Genomic DNA, 23,390 nt, shown 5'->3' on the forward strand with positions numbered 1-23,390 from the left:
AAAGATAACAATCATTCTCGTTTAACCCTAAAGTTCCGCTCCTCCTTTCGTCTTTGAGCCAAGGCCTTCCCTTTCCGGGGTGGCCGCAAAGACGACAAGGAGTCTCACGCGATGTTCGCGCCAATTACCCGTTCCATGACCCTCACGCTCGGCCTGTGCAGCGCCGCGCTGAGCCCGGACCTGCTGGCTGAAACCGACCCCGAACAGACCCAACTCGAACTCGGCGCCACCCGCATCACCGCCGAAGGCCTGGGCGCAACCACTGAGCACACCGGTGCCTACACCACCGGTTCGATGAGCACCGCCACCCGCCTTAACCTGTCCGTGAAAGAAACCCCGCAGTCGATTTCGGTGATCACGCGCCAGCAAATGGACGATTTCAATCTGAATACCTTGACCGACGTGCTGCGCCAGACCACCGGTATCAACGTGCAGCACAACGACTCAGACCGCGTGTCCTACTCCTCTCGCGGCTATGGCATCACCAATTTCCAGATTGATGGGATGCTCAACACCTTCGGCTACATGAAGTCCGACGCTGACACCATCATCTACGACCACATCGAAGTGGTGCGCGGCGCCACGGGCCTGACCACCGGAGCGGGCGACCCTTCAGCCACTATCAACATGGTGCGCAAGCGCCCCACCGCCCAGTGGCAGGCGAAAACCGGCGTAAGCGCGGGCAGCCATGACAACTATTACAGCTACGTGGACGTGGGCGGCCCGCTGGCGTTCGACGGCAAGTTGCGCGGGCGTACCGTGCTGGCCTATCGCGACAGCCAATCCTTCCGTGACAACTATGAGCTACAGCGGGAGGTCGGCTACGGCATTCTCGAAGGCGATCTGTCAGACGACACCGTGCTGGCCGTAGGTTTTGATTACCAGAACAAACAAGTCCAGGGCACTTCCTGGGGCACCGTGCCGTACTGGAACAGCCAGGGCGGCAAGGCCGGGCTGTCGCGCTCCACCAACATGGCCGCGCACTGGAGTTCCTGGCCGCTGACGGACAAGACCACTTTCGCGACCCTCGAACATCGACTGGGTGGCGATTGGCATATCAAAGCCGCCTACACCCATCGCCAGAGCGACACAGATGGCAAGGTCTACTATGGCGGCTCGGGTTTCCCCAACGACGACCGCAGCGGCATGACCGCCTGGGCGAGCCACATGCGCGGCACCTCGCGGATGGAAGCCATCGACCTCAACCTGGCCGGCAGCTATCAGTTGCTGGGCCGCGAACACGCCTTGATGATGGGCTACGGCGAGGCCGCGCAACGGGACAGTTCGCCGTTTATGCGCGAGAACATCCCAGCCGGCTACTACAGCATTGAAGACTGGAAATACATGGGTGGGATCGCTAAGTTCGGCGACACCGTCACCGGCCTCAAAGGCGAACACAGCAGCAAGGAACAGAAGGCCGGCTACCTGGCCACGCGACTGAGTCTCACCGACCGCCTGCATGCGGTACTGGGCAGCCGCTATGGCAGTTGGGAACTGAAAAGCGCAGCCCCTCGATACGACGACAACGACCAACTGACCGCCGCTGGCAAAACCAGCCAGACCCACAACGACATGTGGACGCCCTATGCCGGGCTGCTTTACGACATAACGCCGGAGTACACCGTCTACGCCAGCTACACCGATATTTTCAAACCCCAAAGCCTCAAGGATGCCAACAAGAAATTCCTTGAGCCGGTGGTGGGCAGCAACTACGAAGTGGGCATCAAGGGGAGTGTGCTGCAAGAGCGCCTGAACCTGGCGGCGGCGTATTTCTGGAGTACCCAGGACAACGTTGCCGAGCGCGATTACTCGGTGCCACGCAACCCAAGGACCGGCGAGGAATATTACAAGTCAGGCGGCAAAGGCAACAAAGTGAACGGCTTCGAACTGGAAGCGTCCGGGGAAGTGATGCCCGACTGGAACCTCACGGCAGGCTACACCTACACCCATTCGGTCAACGGTTCGGGCAACCGCAATAACACGGGTCAGCCGCTGAACCTGCTGAAAGTATCCAGCGCTTACCGCCTGCCGGGTACATGGCGCAACCTCACCGTCGGCGGCGCCGTGAACTGGCAAAGCGATTTCTTTGATTTCAGCAATCGACCGACCGGTGCGCGCGATACCGATGGCGACCCGATCACCACCCGGGCAAAAATCACGCAGCAGGCCTACACCGTGGTTAACCTCATGTCCCGCTATCAATTCGACGACCATGTTTCAGCGTCGCTTAACGTCAACAACCTGTTTGATAAAAAATATTACGAGCGTGTCGGCTTCTATAACGGCGTGTACTGGGGTGACCCGCGCGCCATTACGTTGGCCTTGGACTGGAGACTTTAAAGCGCACAACCCGAAGTTAACGAAATTGTTAACTTCGGACGTTTCTCGAGTTAATTCCCACTTAATAAGATCGCTGCAAAATCGCCCCATGAATCTGCTCAAGGACAGAACGGATAACCGATCACACTTAATGAGAATACCCCGATGAAACTCTCTACTTTGATGCTTGCCAGCCTGATGACCCTAGCCTCCGCCGCCGCTTTTGCAGAAGATGGCTCGGAGCGCGCGAAGGAGTACTACAACAACTTCACCTTCATGCAGCAGAAGGTTCACGGCACTAACGAGCAAACAGCATCCGCCGACGACACGTCTTCCAAGACCAGCACCACCAATCAGGAACAACCTAAGAGTTAATTAATGTTTAGTTAATCCGCAACACCCTGGGCCATTCCGCTCCGTTGGCAAAGGTTTATTGGGCGCCATTTAATGGCGCCCTTTTTTTGCCTGTTATTTATTAAAGCGGCTTGTTCCAGAACAGCATACGGCCATGAGCCGGATCAAACTTTGAATCATCAAAACCAAACTTTCGGTACGCCGACTGAGCGATAGCATTACCCTCAAGCACCTCCAAGGTGATCTTGCAGCAACCGCGCTGGCGGGCAATTTCCTCGACCTTTTGCAGCATTTTCTGACTCAGGCCCAGGCCGCGGAACTCATTCATCACCACCACGTCATGAATGTTGACCAGTGGACGGCAGGCAAAGGTGGAGAACCCCTCAAAACAATTCACCAGCCCCGCCGGCACGCCGCCGACGAACGCCAGCACACTGAAGGCATGGGGGCGCTTGGCCAATTCGGCTGGCAGTTGTTCTAGAAGGTCAGCGGGCAGGCTATGGCTTCCGCCCATGGGGTCTTGTGCGTAGTGGTTGAGCACGCGGCCTATGGCTTCAGCGTGCACGGGGTTGGTGTAGCTGGCTTGCAGCACCAGGATATCTGGGGTTTCCATTGCCTTCCTCGATCACGACAACAAGGGAATCGGCTCCCTTTGAGGGGCTCGATTGTAAGCGTGGAGTTGGCGGTAGATGAAGGAGAAAAACTACAAATATTTGCCAGAAAGCGCGAGGTTCATGCCGACGAAAAAGCGCTGGCGGCAGATTTCGGAGGTTGCCCTGCACGCCTTAACCGAAACGCTGCAATTGCATCTCCTGCAGCCGGCTCAGGGTGCGGCGGAAGGGAAACTCCAGGTAGCCCTGGGTATAGAGGCGCTCCAGCGGCACTCGGGCCTCGATGAACAGGGGCACCTTGCGGTCGTAGCACTCATCCACCAGGGCGATGAACCGACGCACGCTGTCGTCGTGCACCGACAACTGCGGCAATTCGCGATCACCCGCCACCACCCGCTGGGCGCCGTCTTCGGTGCCTCGGGCAATCCGGCCCGGGCGCTGCTGCGCACTCAGGTCAGGCACCTCGCCGAGTAAAATCGCCTTGAAGCGATCACACAGCAGCATGAAGTCCATAGCGGCCAAGGGTTGTTCGCACAGGTCGGCATAACGACACCAGAGCACGCTGTCACTGGACCGCACCGTCACGATGCTACGGTGACCGACAACGACCGGCTCGTGGCTCACCACCTGCCCTTCTGCCAATTGCGTGAAGACAGTCGCAAGCGCCTCGGGCTGATTCACCCAATAACGCTGCATGCCGACACCTGGATGCAAACGATGGTCTTCAGCGCCGTCCACCGCCACCACCCGCATATGCTGCTTGATCGCTGCGATACCCGGCAAAAACCGTTCGCGGTTGAAGCCATCGGAATACAGTTGGTCGGGAGGCTGGTTGGAGGTACAGACCATCACCACACCTTCCTCGAACATCACCTGGAACAACCGCCCCAGGATAATCGCGTCCCCGATGTCATTGACGAACAACTCGTCAAAGCAGAGTACGCGCACCGCCCTGCTCAGCTCTCGCGCCAGGGCCTGCAACGGGTCGGCGGTGCCAGTAAGCTCGAATGAACGCTGATGCACCCACCCCATGAAGTGATGAAAGTGCTGACGCCGCGCAGGCACTCGCAGGCTCTGGTAGAACTGGTCCATCAACCAGGTTTTGCCCCGACCCACCGGCCCCCACAGGTAGACACCAGTGACCGACGCACGCCCTTGGTGCAGAGCCTCATGGCAGGCTTGCAGGGCATCCACCGCCCGCCGCTGGGCATCGTCAGAGACGAAGCCCTGTTGGGCGATGGCGTGTTGATAGGCAGCGAGAGGCGAGTCGAAAGTCATGCACGCACTCCTGACAGGCCGTTTTCTTAAACTTCGAACTTACGCAAGGCTCTTACTGACCACCTCGAAGACATCGCTCGACAGCTCGCCCGAACCACGAATGCGCTCCAGCTCGGCCTTCATCAGCGCCTGTCGCGCGCTGTCGTATTTACGCCAGCGGGTCAACGGCGCCAACTGGCGCGACGCAATCTGCGGGTTGAAGCCATTCAACTGGATCACCAGATCCGCCAGGAAACGGTAGCCGGAGCCATCCGCCGCATGGAAGTTGATCAGGTTCTGCCCGGCAAAGGCGCCGATCAGTGCACGCACTTTGTTCGGGTTTTTGAGCGTGAACGCCGGGTGTTCCATCAACGCCTGGACCCGCGCCAGCCCGCCCGGCAAGGTGCTGCCAGCCTGCACGCTGAACCACTGGTCCATCACCAACGGGTTGTCCTTGAAGTTCTCGGCAAACACCGCCAACGCCTGGGCTTTTTCCGCCTCGAACGGCGAGTTCACCAGCACCGCCAGCGCGGTCAGACGCTCGGTCATGTTGTCACTGGTATCGAACTGCTCCAGGGTGGCCGCCAACACCTCAGGCTTGCCGCTGAGCATCAGGTACGACAGGGCGATGTTCTGCAAGGCGCGACGGGCAAAGTGCTCGGCCGCTGCCACATATGGGGTTTGCTTGGACAGGTCGCGATTGGCCTGATAACGCAGCCACAGCCCTTCGAACAGGTTGTCGGCCAGTTGCTTGCGTGCAAATTCGCGTGCGGCGTGGATCGCATCCACATCCGCCACTTCGCTGATTTCTGTCAGGTAGGCTTCGCCCGGCAACGAGAGCATTTCCGCGACCATCGCCTGGTCCAGGCTTTCGTCGCTCAGTACCGTACGCAGCGCGTCGATCAGGCGTTGATCCATTTTCAGCGCCTGGCCCGCCTGATGCTGGCCAATCAGTTCCTGCAACACCTGCACCGACAGTTGCTGGCCGGCATCCCAGCGGTTGAAGCCGTCGCTGTCGTGCTGCATCAGGAACATCAACTGATCGCGGTTGTACGGGAAGCTCAGTTTCACCGGCGCAGAGAAGCCACGCAGCAGCGACGGCAACGGCTGTTCAGCGATGTCGACAAACGTGAACGTCTGCTCGGCCTCAGTCACCGAAATCACGCGGGACGTACCACCCGCCGCTGCTTCACCGACCAGGCGCAAGGCGATACCGGCGCCCTTCCCGTCCAGCAAGCCCAGCTCAACTGGAATCACGAACGGCAGTTTCTCGACCTTGTCCGGGGTTGCCGGGCAGCTCTGGCGGAAGGTCAGGCTGTAGGTCTTCGCCGCGGCATCGTACGACTCGCTCACCGCCAGACGCGGTGTACCGGCCTGGCTGTACCAGCGCTTGAACTGGCTCAGGTCGGCGCCGTTGGCGTCTTCCATGGCCTTGATGAAATCGTCGCAGGTCACGGCCTGGCCGTCGTGGCGCTCGAAGTACAGGTCGCTGCCTTTACGGAAGCCTTCGGCGCCCAGCAAGGTGTGGATCATGCCGACCACTTCCGAACCCTTTTCGTAAACAGTCAGGGTGTAGAAGTTGGAGATCTCGATAAAACTGTCCGGGCGCACCGCATGGGCCATCGGGCCGGCGTCTTCGGCGAACTGGTGGGTCCGCAGGTATGCCACGTCCTGGATACGCTTGACCGTGGCCGAGTTCATGTCAGCCGAGAAGCCGGAGTCGCGGAACACGGTGAAGCCTTCCTTGAGCGACAGCTGGAACCAGTCGCGGCAGGTCACGCGGTTGCCCGACCAGTTGTGGAAGTATTCGTGGGCGACGATGGCCTCGACGCGCTGGTGCGCGGCATCGGTGGCGGTTTCGGCGCGTGCCAGCACGGCGCTGGAGTTGAAGATATTGAGACCCTTGTTCTCCATGGCGCCCATGTTGAAGTCGTTCACCGCGACGATCATAAAGATGTCGAGGTCGTACTCACGGCCGTAGGTTTCTTCGTCCCAGCGCATGGATTTCTTCAGGCTGGTCATGGCGTGCTGGCACTTGTCGATGTTTTCTGGCTCGACGTAGATGCGCAGCGCCACTTCGCGCTGGGTCATGGTGGTGAAGCTGTCTTCGACGCACCACAAATCTCCGGCCACCAGGGCAAACAGATAGGCGGGTTTCTTGAACGGGTCTTCCCAGGTCGCCCAGTGGCGGCCGTCTTCACCGGGGCCGCTGGCAATCGGGTTGCCGTTGGACAGCAGCACCGGGTAGCTGTGCTGCTCGGCGATCACCGTGGTGGTGAAGGTGCTCATCACATCCGGGCGGTCGAGGTAATAGGTGATTTTGCGGAAGCCTTCGGCCTCGCATTGGGTGCAAAACATGCTGCCGGATTTGTACAGGCCTTCCAGAGCGGTATTGGTTTCCGGGTGGATCTTGACCGTGGTATCGAGGGTAAAGGTCGCCGCCGTCGGGTGCACGGTCAGGTGGCTATCAGTCAGTTGGTAGTCAGCGTCCGTCAGTTCCTGGTCGGCCAGGTTCACGCTCACCAGCTCCAGCTGCTGGCCATCGAGCACCAACGGCGGCAGGCCCGCGCCACGCTCGGGGTTACGGCGCATCACCAGCTGCGCGTGGACCAGGCTGTGGTCCTCGAACAACTCGAAGGTCAGGTGCGTCTCGTCGATCAGGTAGTCCGGCGCCTGATAATCCTTCAGGTAAATCATCTTCGGTTGTTCGGTGCGCATGGGTGGCATCCTTCTACTGGTGCACGGCGAGCTGGTAGGCCGTGTACTTACGAATATTGATAACGCCGGTGTCGAAGATCAGGTATTGGCCCTTGATCCCCAGCAGCGTGCCTTCGGCAATCGGGTTCTTGTCCAGGTTGAAGCTGACGATCTTGGCCGGATACTGCTCCACCGGGTAGCGAATCTCAATCGGCTCGATGTCGGTCACCGGTTGGATGGCTTGCAGGCCAAAGCGTTCCTGCAGGTTTTCCAAGCCTTCGGCGCAGGAGGCGAACAGTTCGTCACGCACCTGCTTGAGGTCTACGGGTTGCGCGTCGCCCTTGAGCAATGCACGCCAGTTGGTCTTGTCGGCCACCTGGCTGCGCAGCACGTCTTCGACGAAGCCGGACTGCTGGCGCGTGGCAACTCGCAGAATCGGCAACGCCTGACTCGCGCCCTGGTCCAGCCAGCGCGTCGGCAGTTGGGTGGCGCGCGTGATGCCGACCTTGATCCCCGATGAATTGGCCAGGTAAACCACGTGGTCGGTCATGCAAAATTTCTCGCCCCAGCCTGGATCACGGCAAGTGCCGGCGTCGTAATGGCAACGCTCGGGGCTCATGATGCACAGGTCGCACTGGGCCAGCTTGGTCATGCACGGGTAGCAATAACCCTGGCTGAAGCTGGTCTTGGTCTTGCGGCCGCAATGGCTGCAATGGATGGCGCCGAGGTACTCCAGGCGGATGTGGGTACCGATCAATGGATTGACCGGCACCTCGGTCTCGCCCAGGCGAAACGCGTATTGAACGGTCGGCTCACCGAGTTGCGCCGACATTTTGCTGACTGCACCGCGACCAATTTCAATCAATGGATCGCATCCGACTTGAACAGGATGTTCGCCACTGGCTCGGATTTGGACGCGCATTCCTGCGGGCCCATGTAGCCGGTGCGCTGGTCTTCCGGCAGGTTCTGGATTTCCCAGGCGATCATCGCTTGCAGGGACAGTTCACGCTGTTCGGCGGTGAGCTTGCGGCCATCGGACCACTTGCCGATTTCCACGGCGAGCTTGAGGCTCTCGTAGATGTCCGGGGTGATGTTTTCGATCATTTCAGCAAAAGAGGACATTAGGCTCTTCCTTATCAAATAGACGATTTGCGGCGGCTGTACAGCCCACCCAGCAAACCGGTGAGGCAACCGATAACCAGGCCGCCCACGTGGGCTGCGTTGGCGATTTCGCCGAAGCCGATCATAGAGACCAGCCCCGACATGCAGAGCACCAGCCAAATCAGCATCATCGCCAGCACGCCACGGGGCAGGCGATAAGCCGGATTCGGCGAGAGTAAATGAAAGATCCAGCAATGCCCGAGCAGGCCATACAGCACGCCCGACAACCCGCCAAACAAACCGGGGCCACCGTAAGCGTATTGAGCGTAGTTGGAGACCAGGCTGAACAGCACGGTCAAACCGAGCAAGTTGACACTGCCCTGGCGTGCTTCGATACGCCGTCCCAGTTCCCAGTACCACATGCCGTTCATGGCCAGGTGCAGGATGCCGAAGTGGATCAACATCGGCGTAACCAACCGCCACCACTGCCCCGATGCCAAACTGTCGGCCAGCGGCGTGAATTGGATGTACTCGCCCAGGATGCGGAACGGCAAAAACGTCAGCCAGGCGACGGCTTGCAGGTTGTCCCCCAGCAAGGTCAGTGCGCCGACGATAATGCTCGCCAGCAGCACAGACGCCGTAACCGGGCTGTGACGCACTTGCTGGGCAAAACTCGGACGCGTCATCGGCGCCTGTTCAGGGATATCCAGTTGCTGGTCGGGGTCCCCGGCGGGAAACCGCTGGTACAGCACGCGCACGTCGTCGCTGATGGTCTCGGGCACCCACAACACCTGCTCGCCCGCCTCTTCGCTGACGCGATGGGGCACTTGCATGCGTTGCAGCAGTTTGACGAAGCCGCCCAGATCGACACTCAAGGGCAGGCGCAGTACAGCCACGGTACTCATGTGATGACCTCGGGCCGCTCAACATCGACCCATACGAATTTACGTGGATCGAGGCGGGTTTCCTGATCCAGGCGATACGCCACCAGCTTGCCGTACAGCACTGCGCTGTAGTCCAGGCAAGCCAGGTTGTCGCGGATCGGCGCCGGTTTGCCGCTGCGCCAGTAGTGGCCGACGAACAACAACGGCTCGTCGACGCCATAGCGCAGCAGTGAATTTTTTTCAGTGGAGGACAGCGGCGTGCGCGCCACCGGCTCGGGCAGTGCGTCGGGCTGGAACACGATGTCGCCGTAAGTCTTCGGGTCGTCTTCCCAGAACTTGGTGCGGAAGAACGAACGCGTCAGACCGTCGCCACCGGTGAGCGTCAGGCCATCGGGCAGGCGCATGTCGGTGCCGCGCAGCAGGCGGTCAAAGGCGTTGCAGGCAAAACTGCCAGGGACGGCAGCGGCCTGCAGGAAGTGCTGGTCGATGCAGCCATCCGGGAAGGTCGCACGCAGCGGCGTGATAAAGCCGTCGTCCCAGCACGCATGCACCACGCGGAAACGCCCGGCATCGACAAACAGCGGCATGTCGTAGAACCAGCCGAGGAAGTCGTGCCAGTCGGCCGGGTGGTGTTCGAACTGGGTCAGGGTCTCTTGAATCAACCGCGCATGCCGTGGGTTGTGCTCACGCACGAACTGCTTGCCACTGCCCGGTGGCGCCGGCGTGGTCCAGCCCAGAGCGTTGAACTCGTGGTTGCCCATGATGCACAGCGCCTGGCCGGCCTCGGCCATGTCGTGGACGATATGCAGCGCCTCGCGGATGCGTGGGCCACGGTCGATGATATCGCCGAGGAACACCGCCATGCGCGACGGATGGCGCCAGGTGCCGCCCTGCTTGTGGTAACCCATTTGGTCGAGCAAGTGCTCAAGGGTATGAGCGCAACCGTGCACGTCACCAATCAGGTCGTAGCTACGCGCGGGATCGAGCATCAGTCGCCTCCACCCCCCAAGCGGCTGCCCCAGCCCAACTTGGTGCGGCACACTTCGTAATAGTTGTGGTCCAGCGGGTGGATCAACCGCAGCTTCTGCGCCTTTTTGCTCACGGTGATGGTGTCACCGGGGGCGCAGGTGAAGTGGTTCTGCCCGTCACAGGAAACCTGCGGGTAGATTTGCATGTCTTTGGACACCACGATTTTCAGCTCACTGTTGCCATCGACCACAATCGGTCGGCTCGACAACATATGGGGATACATCGGCACGATCACAATGGCATCCAGCTTGGGATGCATGATCGGCCCGCCGGCCGACAGCGCGTAGGCCGTGGAACCGGTGGGCGTGGCGACGATCAGGCCGTCAGCCTTCTGGCTGCACACGAACTGGCCGTCGATGTACAACTCGAACTCGATCATCCGCGTGGATTTACCGGGGTGGAGCACCACATCGTTGAGAGCATCGCCCTGGCCGATGGCTTCGCCGTGGCGGCGCACTTCGGCTTGCAACAGGAAGCGGTTTTCCACCAGGTAGTGGCCGTCGAGCACCTTGGCCACTTCGACTTCCAGTTCATCGGGGCGGATATCGGTGAGAAAACCCAGGCTGCCCCGGTTGATCCCCAGCACCGGCACGTTATGCCGCGCCAACGCCCGCGCGGCACCGAGCAGGCTACCGTCGCCGCCCACCACGATGACCATGTCGCACACTTCGCCGAGCATCTTGCGCGACGAGGTTTGCAGGCCGTGGCCAGGAAGAATCTCGGCGATGGTGTCTTCGAGGATCACGTGCAGGTGGCGATCCAGCAGGAATTTTTTCAGCCGGCGGACGGTGTCCAGCACCTGGGTACTGCCCAGGCGACCGATAATGCCGATATTGCGAAAGTGCTCCATGGGGCTCCTGCGGGATATGGGGTGTGGCAAAAAAGAAACGATTATGGGCGAAAGGCCGCCTCAGACAAAATCCTTTGTCATCGCCAAGCCTTGATGACAATGGTTCTCAGGGCTTCTGCTCATCCTGCGCCCGCATTAAAAGGCTATGCTCGGACCATGACCGTATTCCCCGACCTGCACAGCTTACCCCGCCAATTGCGTCACCCTGAGGTGCGCGACCTGGCGTGGGTGGTGCTCGCCCCGCCGATGCTCGCGCAGACGCCCTGGCCGCAACGCCATCCACTGGCCGGTAGCGACTGGGTGCAGGCGCCCGAGCGTCTGGAACGCTGGCTGCGGCAACTGGACAAGGACAGTCGTGACTTGCAGCACTGGTTAAGCCTGGCCCGCACTCGCCGCCTGGGCCTGTACTACGAGCGACTTTGGCAATTCGCCGTGCAGCATGCGCCGGGCGTGGAGTTGCTCGCCGCCAACCTGCCGATCCGCCGCGCCGGGCATACCCTGGGTGAGTTGGACATGTTGCTGCGCGACCGCGATGGCGTGCATCACCTGGAACTGGCGATCAAGCTCTATCTCGGGCCGCAGGCGGGTAATGGCGAGAACCCGGCGCAGTGGCTGGGGCCGGGCTGCCATGACCGACTGGACCGCAAGTTGGCGCATCTTGCCCAGCATCAATTGCCTATTTCGGCACGTCCGGAAAGCCGCGAAGCACTGGCGGCGCTGGATATCCAGCAGTTCGATGCGCATTTGTGGCTCGGCGGGTATTTGCTCTATCCCTGGCCTGGACTGGCCGAAGCGCCCCACGGCGCCCATCCGCAGCATTTACGGGGGCGCTGGTTGCATCAGCATGATTGGCAGGATTTTGTCAGCGCCAGCGCGCCAGGTCGCTGGCAACCATTGCCCCGGCATGCGTGGCTGGCGCCGGCGCACTACTCGGCGGATGAAGTGTGGAGTGAAGAACAGATGCAGCATTGGCTGAGGGAGCTCAATCCGATGGCGCCCGCGCAGTTGCTCGTGCGCATGGTGCAGAGCGGCGAGGATTGGGAGGAAGCCGAGCGATTATTCCTGGTGGCGGATCTTTGGCCGAATGTGCCGGGGGCTGGCTGATGGAGTGTGTGGTGTCTGTGAGTGCCTCATCGGGGGCAAGCCCCCTCTCACACTGACCGCATTCCAAAGGGGTGTACTCGGTCAAATGTGGGAGGGGGCTTGCCCCCGATAGCGGCGACACCGCCACTACAAATTATCGATATGCCGATAATCCAACTGCAACCCGGCCGCCAGCGCCTCGGCCCGGCCCAGCCTGATTGGCCCGCGCTCGATATCCACCAGCAACCCTGAACACTCCAACGACGGCAACGCGGCGATGTCCTTGAGGCGTCCATCGGTGATCACCAATAAACGCTGCTGCTCAGCCGGATAACGCCTACGCCGCGCCGTCAGCCACTGCCCGGCCTCGGTCAGTGCGGCCAGCAATGGAGTGCCACCGCCCGCGCCGAGCTGATCCAGCCAGCCTGCCAAGCCTTTCGCGGCCTTCAAGCCCTGCACCTGCCATTTGGGCGACTGCCCACTGGCGGTCAGCAATGCCATGCGCGCCCGTTGTCGGTACGCGTCATCAAATAGCTGGGCCAGCAAGCCCTTGGCATCGGTCAACGCGTGATGCCGCCGAGTAGAAGCCGATGCGTCGACAATCACCAGCCACAATTGCTGGGCAGAACGGCTGCGCAGGTGAAACAGCAAATCCTCACGGGAGTGCGGTCGGCCGCCAAGCAAGGTGCCCGGCCAGTTGATCGAACCCTGTTGCGCGCTGCGCGCCTTGCCCTGCCTGCCTCTGTCCAGTCGCCCTGCCTTGGGCCGGGCATCCGCCCCCGCGTCAGGTCGGGGGCGAATGCCTAGGGCTTTTTTGGCCAGCTGGGTACTTCGCGACGTGCGCCGGTGGGCAGCGGCGGCGCGGGCATGTCACCCCACTGGCCTTGACCCGGCGAAGCCTCGCTGGACTTGGGCGACTGGCCTTCAGGCGGCGGACTGGCGGGCGGCGACTGTTCCTGGCGACGGTGGCGCAGGGCAAACTCGGCCACGGCTTCAATATCCTCCTCGGCAATTTCATCAGCGCCGCGCCACGCCGCATGGGCCCTGGCGCCGCGCAGCCAGACCAAGTCCGCGCGCAAGCCGTCGACGCCCGCAGCAAAGCAACGCTCGGTAATCTGCGCCAGGGCCTGGTCATCCAGCGCGATACTGTCGAGCCGCGCCCGAGCCTGGGTGCAACGCTCGCGCAAGGCCGCCTGGGGCTCGGCCCACTGGGTGCAGAACGCGACAGGATCGCTGTCGAAATCCAGGCGACGGCGAATGATCTGGCCACGCTCGGCTGGCAAGGTCTGCCCACTCAAGGCCACGTTAAAACCGAAACGGTCGAGTAACTGCGGACGCAACTCACCCTCTTCCGGGTTCATCGTGCCGATCAGCACAAAACGCGCGCTATGGCGATGGGAGATGCCGTCACGCTCGATCAGATTGGTGCCGCTGGCCGCCACGTCCAGCAACAGGTCCACTAAGTGGTCGGCCAGCAAGTTGACTTCATCGACGTACAACACGCCGCCATCGGCCTTGGCCAATACGCCGGGGGAAAACTGCGCGCGGCCCTCGCCCAGCGCAGCGTCGAGGTCCAGGGTACCGACCAGGCGCTCCTCGGTCGCACCCAACGGCAAGGTGACGAATTGACCGCTGGCAAGCAGGTCCGCCAGGCCACGGGCCAGTGTGGACTTGGCCATGCCACGCGGGCCTTCGATCAGCACACCGCCGATCTTCGGGTCGATGGCAGTCAGGCACAGCGCCAGTTTCAGGTCGTCGGCGCCGACCACGGCGGACAGCGGGAAATGGGGAATATCGGTCATCCGGTCTCTCTTTAAATTCTGCTGTACACGTAATCAACCTGTCATGAGCCCGCTTCTTGTGGCGAGTGGGCTTGCCCCGCGTTGGGCTGCGAAGCAGCCCAAATAGAAGCGCCGCAGTCTGCCAGGCAGCTCCGGGGCTATGTTTTGGGGCCGCTTCGCAGCCCAACGCGGGGCAAGCCCGCTCACCACAACAGCATCGCCCGCCACAACGGCCCATCTCGCGCTCTAACTGCCTTCTTCTATATCCAGCAACAGATTTTCCAACGCTTCACGGTACGCCCCTGGCTCTTGCCAAAGGCCACGCTGTTGCGCCTCCAGCATGCGCTCGGTCATGTCCCGCAAGGCCGCTGGGTTGTGCTGCTGCACAAACGCGCGGGTGTCGGGGTCGAGCAGGTAGGCGTCGGCGAGCAAGGCGTATTGATGATCGTCGATCAGCGCCGTGGTGGCGTCGAAGGCGAACAGATTGTCCACGGTCGCGGCCATCTCAAACGCACCTTTATAGCCATGACGCTTCACCCCATCGATCCACTTGGGGTTGGCAGCGCGGGCACGGATCACCCGGTTCAGCTCTTCCTTCAAGGTGCGGATCTTCGGCAAGTCCGGCTGGCTGTGATCACCGTGATAGCTGGCAGCCTTATCGCCGCTCAGGGTTTCCACGGCGGCGAGCATGCCGCCCTGGAATTGGTAGTAATCGTTGGAGTCGAGCAGGTCGTGCTCGCGGTTGTCCTGGTTTTGCAGCACGGCCTGCACCTGGCTCAGGCGCTGGGCGAACTGCTCGTGGGCGGCGGTGCCTTCGTCGGCGCCGCCATAGGCGTAGCCGCCCCAGTTCAAGTAGACCTCGGCCAAGTCCTCGCGGCTTTGCCACAGGCGGCCATCGATCGCGCCCTGCACGCCCGCGCCATAGGCACCGGGCTTGGCGCCAAAGATGCGCCAGCCGGCCTGTTTCGCCGCGGCCTCTTCATCCAGGCCAGACGCCAGCAACGCCGCGCGTTCGCTGCGCACCTTGGCGGCCAGTGGGTTCATGTCGTCCGGTTCGTCCAGCGCCGCCACCGCCTGCACCGCCGCGTCAAACAAGCGGATCAGGTTGGCAAAGGCATCGCGGAAAAACCCGGACACCCGCAGCGTCACATCCACACGCGGGCGGTCCAGCAGGCTGACCGGCAGGATTTCAAAGTCGTCTACCCGCTGGCTGCCCGTGGCCCACACCGGGCGCACGCCCATCAGCGCCATGGCCTGGGCGATATCATCGCCGCCGGTGCGCATGGTCGCGGTGCCCCAGACCGACAGGCCCAACTGGCGCAAATGATCGCCGTGGTCCTGCAAATGCCGCTCAAGAAGCAAGCTGGCCGACTGGAAGCCGATGCGCCAAGCCGTGGTGGTGGGCAGGTTGCGCACATCGACGGTGAAGAAATTGCGCCCGGTGGGCAGTACATCCAAGCGCCCACGACTCGGCGCGCCGCTCGGACCTGCCGGCACGAAACGGCCGTCGAGGGCATCCAGCAAACCGCGCATTTCCGCCGGGCCGCAGGCATCCAGGCGTGGTGCCACGACGATGCGCAGGCTTTCGATAACCGCTTTCACGTCTTCCCAGCCGGGTTCTTCCAACTGTTCAAGGGGACCTTCCAACGCCTGCTCGATCAGCCGCGCCGCGTACAACTCCAGACGCTCGCGGGTGTCGCCGGCGGTGCGCCACACCTGCGCATCGATGCTCTGCAACACGGCCGGGCGGCGCCCGGTCCACGGTTCGGCCAGAGCGCAGTCCAGCGGGTCGAAGCCCAGCCCAAAGGCCTTGGCCAACACGCGCAGCAAGCTCGATTGCGGGCCACGGCCATCGCCTCGGGGGATGCGCAGCAAGGCCAGCAACGTATCAATGCGCAAACGGCCTTGCGGCGATTCACCGAAGATATGCAGGCCGTCGCGGATCTGCGATTCCTTCAAATCACACAGGTAGGTGTCCAGGCGCGGCAGCCAAATCGCCGCATCGGCGTCGCCATCCAGTTCAAGCTCCTGGTCGATACGGGTTTCGCGCACCAGCTTAAGGATGTCTTTTTGCAGCTCACGGGCACGGCGTGGGTCGAGCAGTTGGGCCTCGTAATACTCGTCCGCCAACAGCTCCAGGTCACGCAGCGGGCCGTAGGTTTCGGCGCGGGTCAGCGGCGGCATCAGGTGATCGATGATCACTGCCTGGGTGCGCCGCTTGGCCTGGGCGCCCTCGCCCGGGTCGTTGACGATAAAGGGGTAGATATTCGGCAGCGGCCCCAGTATCGCGTCAGGCCAACAGTGTTCCGACAGGCCCACGCCCTTGCCTGGCAACCATTCCAGATTACCGTGCTTGCCCACATGGATGACGCCATGGGCGCCATAGGTGTGGCGTAACCAGAAATAGAACGCCAGATAGCCGTGGGGCGGCACCAGGTCCGGGTCGTGATACACCGCACTGGCGTCCACCTGGTAACCCCGCGCCGGCTGGATGCCGACGAACGTCAGGCCCAGGCGTAGGCCAGCGACCATCAGGCGGCCATCGCGAAACATCGGATCGTTATGGGGCGTGCCCCAGCGCTCCAGCACGGCGCGCTGGTTGGCTTCAGGCAGGCGCTTGAACATCGCCTCGTACTCATCCAGGCCCAGGCTTTGATGGCACGGGCGCAGGTCGAGGCTGTCCAGATCGTTGGTGACGCCACCCAGCAAGTCGTGGATCAAGGCGGTGCCGCTTTCCGGCAGTACCGCTGGCACCGGGTAACCTTCAGCTTGCAACGCACACAGGATATTCAGCGCCGCCGCCGGGGTGTCCAGGCCCACACCGTTGCCGATGCGGCCATCGCGGGTCGGGTAGTTGGCAAGGATCAGCGCGATGCGTTTATCCGCATTCGGCACACGCGCCAGTTCGACCCAACGGCGCGCCAGCTCGGCGACAAAATCCATACGCTCGGGCGCTGCGCGGTAGCACACCACGTCCGACTGGCTGCGTTCGCTGCGCCAGGCCAGGTCTTTGAAGCTGATCGGCCGGCTGATAATGCGGCCGTCCAGCTCCGGCAAGGCAATGTGCATCGCCAGGTCGCGCGGACCCAGGCCTTGTTCACTGGCCTCCCAGCCGGGCTGGTTGTCCTGGGCGCAAATCGCCTGGATCACCGGAATGTTGCGGCGAAATGGCCGCAAATGCGGGGCTTCGGGGCTGGATTGGGCAAAACCGGTGGTATTCAGAATCACCGATGCCTGCACGTCATCCAGCAAATCCTCGACCACCGCGAGGCAGCCGGGCTCTTTCAAACTGGCCACCGCCATCGGCAACGGGTTGAGGCCCGCCGCCTGCAAGCGCTGGCAGAACACATCGATAAAACCGGTATTGGCCGCCTGCAAATGGGAGCGATAGAACAGCACCGCCACCACGGGATGGTCGGCGTGCCAATCTGCCTGCCAGTCGCTCAGGCAAGCATTGGCTTTGCCGGGATGATAAATCGCCGTACGCGGCAAGGCTTGCGGCTCGGCCCACGGGTAGTCGCGGCCCATATAGCCGCTGGCCAGGCAGCGATAAAAGTCCAGCGCGTTGCCCAGCCCGCCCTGGCGCAGAAACTGCCACAAGCGATCCCGCGCCTCGACGCCGACGGTACTGAGACCGCTGAGTTCCGGGTCCGGGCGATCATCCCCCGGCACCAGGATCAGCTGCACACCGCGCTCGGCCAACTCCACCAAACGCTCGATGCCGTAGCGCCAATAACCGATGCCACCGTGCAGGGAAATCAGGATGACCTTCGCGTGGCGCAGCACCTCATCGACATACAGGTCGACCGAAGCGTGGTTCTGCACCTGCATCGGGTTGGCCAGGCGCAGGCTCGGGTAGTCATCCGGCAACTGCTGGGCCGCTTCGGCCAGCAGCGCCAGGCTGGAATCACCGCTGCACAGGATCACCAGCTCGGCGGGGGTTTGTCCAAGGTCGGCAATATTGTCGTCCGCGACAAAACCACCGGGCTGAGTCCTGAGCAGGTGCATGGATTAAACGCTGAGCGCGGCGCGCAGTTGCGCTTCGAGGCCGACCGCATCCAGGTCCTGGCCGATCAGTACCAGGCGCGTGATGCGTGCTTCGTCAGCACCCCAGGCGCGGTCGAAGTGTTTGTCAAAGCGGGTGCCCACGCCCTGGATCAACAGGCGCATCGGCTTGTTCGGGATCGCGGCGAAGCCTTTGACACGCAAGATGCCGTGTTGCACGACCAGTTCAGTCAATGCGTCGAGCAGCAGCGCTTCGTCGGCCTGGGGCAGGTCGATGGAGATGGAATCAAACGCATCGTGGTCGTGATCATCTTCACCTTCGTGGTGATGATCGTGATGGCTATGACGACCGTCGATATGCTCTTCGGAGCCGGCGCCCAGGCCAATCAACACGTCCAAGGGCACGCGACCGCTGCTGGCTTCGATGATTTTGACGGCTGGCGGCAGCTCTTCGGCGACTTCCAGGCGCACACGGGCCAGGTCTTCCGGGCTGATCAGATCGGCCTTGTTGAGGATGACCAGGTCCGCGCTGGCCAGTTGGTCGGCGAACAGCTCGTGCAGTGGCGACTCATGGTCCAGGTTCGGGTCGAGCTTGCGCTGAGCGTCCACTTGATCGGGGAACGCAGCAAAAGTACCGGCGGCCACGGCCGGGCTGTCGACCACGGTGATCACCGCGTCAACCGTGCAGGCGCTGCGGATTTCCGGCCACTGGAAGGCTTGCACCAGCGGTTTTGGCAGGGCCAGGCCCGAGGTTTCGATGAGGATATGGTCGAGGTCGCCGCGACGGGCGACCAGTTCGCGCATCACCGGGAAGAACTCTTCCTGCACGGTGCAGCACAGGCAGCCGTTGGCCAGTTCGTACACGCGGCCATTGGCTTCTTCTTCGGTGCAACCGATGGAGCACTGCTTGAGGATTTCACCATCAATGCCCAACTCGCCGAACTCATTGACGATGACGGCGATGCGACGGCCCTGGGCGTTGTCGAGCATATGGCGCAGCAAGGTGGTTTTGCCCGAGCCGAGGAAGCCGGTAACGATGGTGACGGGGAGTTTGGCCAGTGTTTTCATCGGATGCCCTTGGGGGCGGGCATACGGGACGATAGGCCCTGCGGCGCGGCGCAGAAGCGGATTTCGTCACCGGATCACCCCGCCCGGTTGAATTAGAAAATCGGTTGCGAGGCAGGTCTCCTGGCTTAGGGCTTGCGGGTCGTTAGACCGGCGCCGGCTGCGCCTTCCCGCCGTTGATGGCAGTGGCGTGGCAGTCGGATGAACCCTTCACAGTTGCGGGGGCAGCCGCGGATTGAACCGCGTTCCCTTCTTAGCTTCGGCCTGGGCCGAAGAACCTCGAAGGTGCAAGGCTACAGGGGCTCGGTGAATTTGACTACCGTCGCTCTGCATGCTTTCCTACATGCCTTGTTTCGGGTGCCCTTCACAGGGTGAAACGGGAAACCGGTAAATCATGGCTGCCATGACCAGTCCGGTGCTGCCCCCGCAACGGTAAGCGAGTGAAGCGTCAGATCCACTGTGCCTGTAAGGCATGGGAAGGCGATGCTTTATAGACCCAGTGTCCCTCGCAAGCCCGGAGACCGGCCCGAAAAATCAGATAACAAACCCGCGGTGGGCGGGCGCTGTTCGGAACTCTGCGTGCCTGGCTCGCGGGGTTTTCATGCGCTCGTTTCATCCAGACACCTGAAAGGGACGCGCCATGTCGATCATCAGCAGCACTTCGCACTCCGCCAGCAGCACCTCTACCTTGAGCCAACGCCTGACCGCCGCCATCGGCGCGTCGATCCTCGGCGCGTGTCTGGTGTATTTCGCCGGTTTCTCGCATATCGAGGCGGTGCACAACGCTGCCCACGATACCCGCCACAGCGCCGCGTTCCCGTGCCACTGAGACCTGCCGACATGATCAAGCGTATTGCGCAAACCGCAGGTTTCACCGGCCTGTTGGCCGCGCTGCTGCTGACCCTGCTGCAAAGCTTTTGGGTCGCCCCGCTGATTCTTCAGGCGGAAACCTTTGAAAAAGCCCCGGCGGCAACCGAAGTGGTGCATGAGCACGCTGCCGGCGCTGCTGCCCACACCCACGATGCCGAAGCCTGGGAGCCTGAAGATGGCTGGCAGCGCGTGCTGTCGACCACCGGTGGCAACTTGGTGGTGGCGGTTGGTTTTGCACTGATGCTGGCCGGCCTCTACACATTGCGCGCCCCCACCCGCACGGCGCAGGGCCTGCTGTGGGGCCTGGCCGGTTACGCAACCTTCGTGCTGGCGCCGACGATGGGCCTGCCACCCGAGTTGCCGGGCACCGCCGCCGCTGATCTGGCACTGCGCCAGACGTGGTGGATCGGCACTGCGGCCTCCACCGCTGCCGGGATTGCGCTGATCGTGTTCGGGCGCAACTGGCTGCTGAAAGTGCTGGGCGCTGCCATCCTCGCCGTACCGCACGTCATTGGCGCGCCGCAACCGGAAGTGCACGCAATGCTCGCGCCGCAAGCACTGGAAGCGCAGTTCAAAATCGCCTCACAACTGACCAACGTGGCGTTCTGGCTGGCCCTGGGCCTGATCAGCGCCTGGCTGTTCCGCCGCAAACGCGACGATCAATACTCCGCATGACCTACGTGGTCGGCCTGGGTTGCCAGCGGGGTTGTGAGGTTCATACCATGCTGGCGCTGTTTGATACCGCTCTCGCCGAGGCAGGGATTGATCCCCAATGCATCACCGCGCTGGCCAGTATCGACCGCAAACACGACGAGCCAGGCTTACTGGCTCTGGCACGGCACTTGAACCTGCCGCTGGAGTGCTTCAACGCCGAGCAACTGGCGATTTATGAACACCGGCTAAGCCACAAGTCCGACGTCGCGTTCGCCCACACGGGGTGTTACGGCATCGCCGAAAGTGCCGCCCTGGCCCTTGTTGAACAGCTCGGCGGCGCGCCTGCCCAGTTGCTCATCACCCGCAAAAAAACCGCCCAAGCCACCTTTGCGTTGGCCTGCGCCGGTTAAAACCCCGATAATCGCCCTCCCCGATCATGAGCAATCTTCATGCTCGCCCGTTTTTTGACAGGAATTCTCCATGACCGTCTACTTCATCGGCGCCGGCCCCGGCGACCCGGAATTGATTACCGTCAAAGGCCAGCGGCTGATCCGTAGTTGCCCGGTGATCATTTATGCCGGTTCGCTGGTGCCTGCGGCGGTATTGGAAGGTCATCAGGCAGAACACGTGGTCAACAGCGCCGAACTGCACCTTGAACAGATCATCGACTTGATCAAGACCGCACACGCCAAAGGCCAGGACGTGGCGCGCGTGCACTCCGGGGATCCGAGCCTTTACGGAGCGATCGGCGAGCAGATCCGCCTTTTGCGGGAATTGGGCATTCCATTCCAGATCATTCCTGGCGTCACCGCCGTAGCCGCCTGCGCAGCGTTACTGGAGACGGAGCTGACCCTGCCGAACATCGCCCAAAGCGTGATCCTGACCCGTTATGCCGATAAAACCAGCATGCCCGCCGGTGAGGGTTTCGACAGCCTGGCGCAGCACGGTACGACCATGGCGATTCATCTGGGGGTGAATCATCTGGAGAAAATCGTCGCCGAACTGCTGCCGCACTATGGCGCGGATTGCCCGATCGCCGTGGTGCATCGGGCGACTTGGCCGGACCAGGATTGGGTAGTGGGCACCCTTAGTGATATCGCCGAGAAAGTCGCGTCCAAAGGTTTTCGGCGTACGGCGTTGATTGTGGTGGGCCGGGTGCTGGCGAGTGACAGTTTCAGTGAGTCGTCGCTGTATCGGGCGGGGCATGCGCACCTTTATCGACCTTGATTTTTCACTTCACAAAACCACTATAAGCTACTGATAAATATCAATAAATACAGATAAATATGGGAGGATTTTGCTCCTGATAGCGGTGGGTCAGCTTCCAATGGGGCAACTGAGCTACCGCTATCGGGAGCAAGCCCCCTCCCACAGTTAATGTTAGTTGTTAGGTTTATTGCGTAAGACCATGAATTTAAAGCAAAAAAAACGGCGCTCACGGGGCGCCGTTTTTCTGTTCGCAGTGAACGCCTTACTCAGTAGTAGGCGTTTTCTTTCTGCGTGTGGTCCGTCACGTCACGGACGCCCTTGAGCTCCGGAACGCGCTCCAGCAGGGTGCGCTCGATGCCTTCACGCAGGGTCACGTCCGCCTGGCCGCAGCCCTGGCAGCCGCCGCCGAACTTCAGCACGGCGATACCGTCATCGACCACGTCGATCAGGCTGACCTGGCCGCCGTGGCTGGCCAGCCCTGGGTTGATCTCGGTTTGCAGGTAGTAGTTGATGCGCTCGTTGACCGGGCTGTCGGCGTTGACGCTCGGCACCTTGGCGTTCGGCGCCTTGATGGTCAACTGGCCGCCCATACGGTCGGTGGCATAGTCCACCACCGCGTCGTCCAGGAAGGCTTCGCTGAAGTGGTCGATGTACGCGGTGAAACTTTTGAGCCCCAGGGCGGTGTCTTCAGGTTTCTCTTCACCGGGTTTGCAGTAAGCAATACAGGTCTCGGCGTACTGGGTGCCGGGCTGGGTGATAAAGACGCGGATGCCGATGCCTGGGGTGTTCTGCTTGGACAGCAGGTCAGCCAGGTAATCGTGGGCGGCGTCGGTAATGGTTATGGCAGTCATGGAAACTCCTCACAGGCTTGCCCGGAGTTTACGCCAAATTATTACGGAGGTACAAAGTCCTAGTGTTTTTGTCGGGTTAGGCTTTGGTTTCGGGGTGGTGGTGTGGATGTGGGGTGTATATCCGTTATTTAGGTAGCAGCTACTATTGGTTCCGCCCTGACGGCGGGTCACTTTTGAAAATAGCCGGAATGCCGGCCCAGCCAAAAGCAGCCAAAAGCAGCCAAAAGGCTCTTGCCCCACCACTCGGTGCCTCGCCTAGGCGCGGCATAGCCGTAATCCGAGATTGATTTTGGGGGGCGCTTTCAGATCAAAAGCTAGAGCGCGACGGCTTTAGAGCCGACTGGATTTTTGTCTGGTGTACTCGGGTAAAAATGTGGGAGGGGCGGTGCGACGATTCGACTTGCTCCCGATGGCGGTGTGTCAGCGAAAAGATCTGTAACTGACCCACTGCCATCGGGAGCAAGCCCCCTCCCACATTTTGATCTCCATGTATCAGATAGGTATCAGCCTGCTTTTGCCCTGCTTTTGCTCTGCTTTTGCTCTGCTTTTGCTCTGCTTTTGCTCTGCTTTTGATCTGGCCCTTACATCCTTTTCGCTGACGAAGTCAGCGGTCTTTTGATCTGCGCTTTTGATTGTGATCTTGGGCGCCCCGTCAAACACGCTGGCCGAACGCAGGCTTGAATCCGTGGGTAACCCGGCAGGACGCCGGGTTAGCCGCGCTGGGCCATGGATGGCCCATCGCGGCGGCCCACGGATTCAAGCCGGAGTGA

Annotated in this window: 20 protein-coding genes and 2 riboswitches; of the genes, 7 read left to right on the forward strand and 13 right to left on the reverse strand. The window is 61.6% G+C overall.

Translation table 11 applies throughout. From position 1 onward, the window contains the following. The first annotated feature begins 111 nt into the window (after positions 1 to 111). Positions 112 to 2,340: a TonB-dependent siderophore receptor gene (locus G9Q84_RS16020; protein ID WP_181643700.1), complete on the forward strand. Its 2,229-nt coding sequence runs from the start codon at positions 112 to 114 to the stop codon at positions 2,338 to 2,340. Positions 2,341 to 2,484: 144 nt separating this feature from the next. Then, positions 2,485 to 2,694 (forward strand): hypothetical protein, encoded by a 210-nt coding sequence (locus G9Q84_RS16025; protein WP_095185911.1) that lies wholly within the window; start codon positions 2,485 to 2,487, stop codon positions 2,692 to 2,694. Positions 2,695 to 2,794: 100 nt separating this feature from the next. On the opposite strand, the gene G9Q84_RS16030 is transcribed toward G9Q84_RS16025, so the two are convergent. From G9Q84_RS16030 to G9Q84_RS16065, 8 genes are all read right to left on the reverse strand, one after another. Beyond that, on the reverse strand, positions 2,795 to 3,286 hold the full coding sequence (locus tag G9Q84_RS16030; protein ID WP_095185912.1) for a GNAT family N-acetyltransferase: 492 nt from the start codon (positions 3,284 to 3,286) through the stop codon (positions 2,795 to 2,797). Positions 3,287 to 3,458: 172 nt separating this feature from the next. Continuing rightward, a complete protein-coding gene (gene zapE, locus G9Q84_RS16035) occupies positions 3,459 to 4,562 on the reverse strand; it encodes a cell division protein ZapE (protein ID WP_181643701.1) in 1,104 nt (367 codons plus the stop codon). A 39-nt stretch (positions 4,563 to 4,601) separates the two neighbouring features. After that, positions 4,602 to 7,259 carry an aminopeptidase N gene (pepN, locus tag G9Q84_RS16040; RefSeq protein ID WP_181643702.1) on the reverse strand — a complete coding sequence of 886 codons (2,658 nt, stop codon included), beginning with the start codon at positions 7,257 to 7,259 and terminating at the stop codon, positions 4,602 to 4,604. 13 nt (positions 7,260 to 7,272) lie between these two features. Next, positions 7,273 to 8,103, reverse strand: a complete 831-nt coding sequence (locus G9Q84_RS16045) for a DUF2797 domain-containing protein (RefSeq protein WP_032887068.1) — start codon at positions 8,101 to 8,103, stop codon at positions 7,273 to 7,275. Continuing rightward, complete coding sequence (locus G9Q84_RS16050; RefSeq protein ID WP_032887070.1) at positions 8,100 to 8,360, reverse strand: YeaC family protein; 261 nt, start codon at positions 8,358 to 8,360, stop codon at positions 8,100 to 8,102. Before G9Q84_RS16050 ends, G9Q84_RS16045 begins: the two co-directional genes overlap by 4 nt. A 14-nt stretch (positions 8,361 to 8,374) precedes the next feature. Continuing rightward, complete coding sequence (locus G9Q84_RS16055) at positions 8,375 to 9,244, reverse strand: rhomboid family intramembrane serine protease (protein WP_032887072.1); 870 nt, start codon at positions 9,242 to 9,244, stop codon at positions 8,375 to 8,377. Then, a complete protein-coding gene (locus G9Q84_RS16060; protein WP_371854021.1) occupies positions 9,241 to 10,215 on the reverse strand; it encodes a metallophosphoesterase in 975 nt (324 codons plus the stop codon). The genes G9Q84_RS16055 and G9Q84_RS16060 overlap by 4 nt, the downstream gene beginning before the upstream one ends. Beyond that, the gene (locus G9Q84_RS16065; protein WP_032887076.1) at positions 10,212 to 11,102 is read right to left on the reverse strand and encodes an NAD(+) kinase; all 891 of its coding nucleotides are present in this window, start codon (positions 11,100 to 11,102) and stop codon (positions 10,212 to 10,214) included. The genes G9Q84_RS16060 and G9Q84_RS16065 overlap by 4 nt, the downstream gene beginning before the upstream one ends. 156 nt (positions 11,103 to 11,258) lie before the next feature. Here G9Q84_RS16065 and G9Q84_RS16070 point away from each other — a divergent pair, with 156 nt between their 5' ends. Beyond that, positions 11,259 to 12,206 carry a DUF1853 family protein gene (locus G9Q84_RS16070; protein ID WP_181643703.1) on the forward strand — a complete coding sequence of 316 codons (948 nt, stop codon included), beginning with the start codon at positions 11,259 to 11,261 and terminating at the stop codon, positions 12,204 to 12,206. 126 nt (positions 12,207 to 12,332) lie between these two features. On the opposite strand, the gene G9Q84_RS16075 is transcribed toward G9Q84_RS16070, so the two are convergent. From G9Q84_RS16075 to cobW, 4 genes are all read right to left on the reverse strand, one after another. Next, on the reverse strand, positions 12,333 to 12,935 hold the full coding sequence (locus G9Q84_RS16075; protein ID WP_181643712.1) for a vWA domain-containing protein: 603 nt from the start codon (positions 12,933 to 12,935) through the stop codon (positions 12,333 to 12,335). 53 nt (positions 12,936 to 12,988) lie between these two features. Continuing rightward, on the reverse strand, positions 12,989 to 13,987 hold the full coding sequence (locus tag G9Q84_RS16080; protein ID WP_122681390.1) for a magnesium chelatase ATPase subunit I: 999 nt from the start codon (positions 13,985 to 13,987) through the stop codon (positions 12,989 to 12,991). Positions 13,988 to 14,212: 225 nt separating this feature from the next. Further along, a complete protein-coding gene (cobN, locus tag G9Q84_RS16085; RefSeq protein WP_181643704.1) occupies positions 14,213 to 17,974 on the reverse strand; it encodes a cobaltochelatase subunit CobN in 3,762 nt (1,253 codons plus the stop codon). A gap of 3 nt (positions 17,975 to 17,977) precedes the next feature. Then, positions 17,978 to 19,039 carry a cobalamin biosynthesis protein CobW gene (gene cobW / locus G9Q84_RS16090; protein ID WP_181643705.1) on the reverse strand — a complete coding sequence of 354 codons (1,062 nt, stop codon included), beginning with the start codon at positions 19,037 to 19,039 and terminating at the stop codon, positions 17,978 to 17,980. A 93-nt stretch (positions 19,040 to 19,132) separates the two neighbouring features. Beyond that, positions 19,133 to 19,333: riboswitch (cobalamin riboswitch) on the reverse strand. A gap of 41 nt (positions 19,334 to 19,374) precedes the next feature. Next, positions 19,375 to 19,580, forward strand: a riboswitch (cobalamin riboswitch). A 96-nt stretch (positions 19,581 to 19,676) separates the two neighbouring features. Here cobW and G9Q84_RS16095 point away from each other — a divergent pair. The 4 genes from G9Q84_RS16095 to cobM all read left to right on the forward strand — a co-directional run bounded on the left by G9Q84_RS16095 (position 19,677) and on the right by cobM (position 21,787). Continuing rightward, positions 19,677 to 19,865, forward strand: a complete 189-nt coding sequence (locus G9Q84_RS16095; protein ID WP_012723860.1) for a CbtB domain-containing protein — start codon at positions 19,677 to 19,679, stop codon at positions 19,863 to 19,865. A gap of 11 nt (positions 19,866 to 19,876) precedes the next feature. Further along, positions 19,877 to 20,581, forward strand: a complete 705-nt coding sequence (locus tag G9Q84_RS16100) for a CbtA family protein (protein ID WP_032887086.1) — start codon at positions 19,877 to 19,879, stop codon at positions 20,579 to 20,581. Then, positions 20,578 to 20,970, forward strand: coding sequence for a cobalamin biosynthesis protein (locus tag G9Q84_RS16105; protein WP_181643706.1), 393 nt, complete (start codon positions 20,578 to 20,580; stop codon positions 20,968 to 20,970). Before G9Q84_RS16100 ends, G9Q84_RS16105 begins: the two co-directional genes overlap by 4 nt. Positions 20,971 to 21,040: 70 nt before the next feature. After that, positions 21,041 to 21,787, forward strand: coding sequence for a precorrin-4 C(11)-methyltransferase (gene cobM, locus G9Q84_RS16110; RefSeq protein ID WP_032887091.1), 747 nt, complete (start codon positions 21,041 to 21,043; stop codon positions 21,785 to 21,787). A 248-nt stretch (positions 21,788 to 22,035) separates the two neighbouring features. On the opposite strand, the gene nfuA is transcribed toward cobM, so the two are convergent. Further along, positions 22,036 to 22,620 carry a Fe-S biogenesis protein NfuA gene (gene nfuA, locus G9Q84_RS16115; protein WP_032887092.1) on the reverse strand — a complete coding sequence of 195 codons (585 nt, stop codon included), beginning with the start codon at positions 22,618 to 22,620 and terminating at the stop codon, positions 22,036 to 22,038. Positions 22,621 to 23,390 lie beyond the last annotated feature (770 nt).

Origin of the sequence: Pseudomonas sivasensis, from assembly GCF_013778505.1 — a bacterium.
GTDB lineage: Bacteria > Pseudomonadota > Gammaproteobacteria > Pseudomonadales > Pseudomonadaceae > Aquipseudomonas > Aquipseudomonas sivasensis.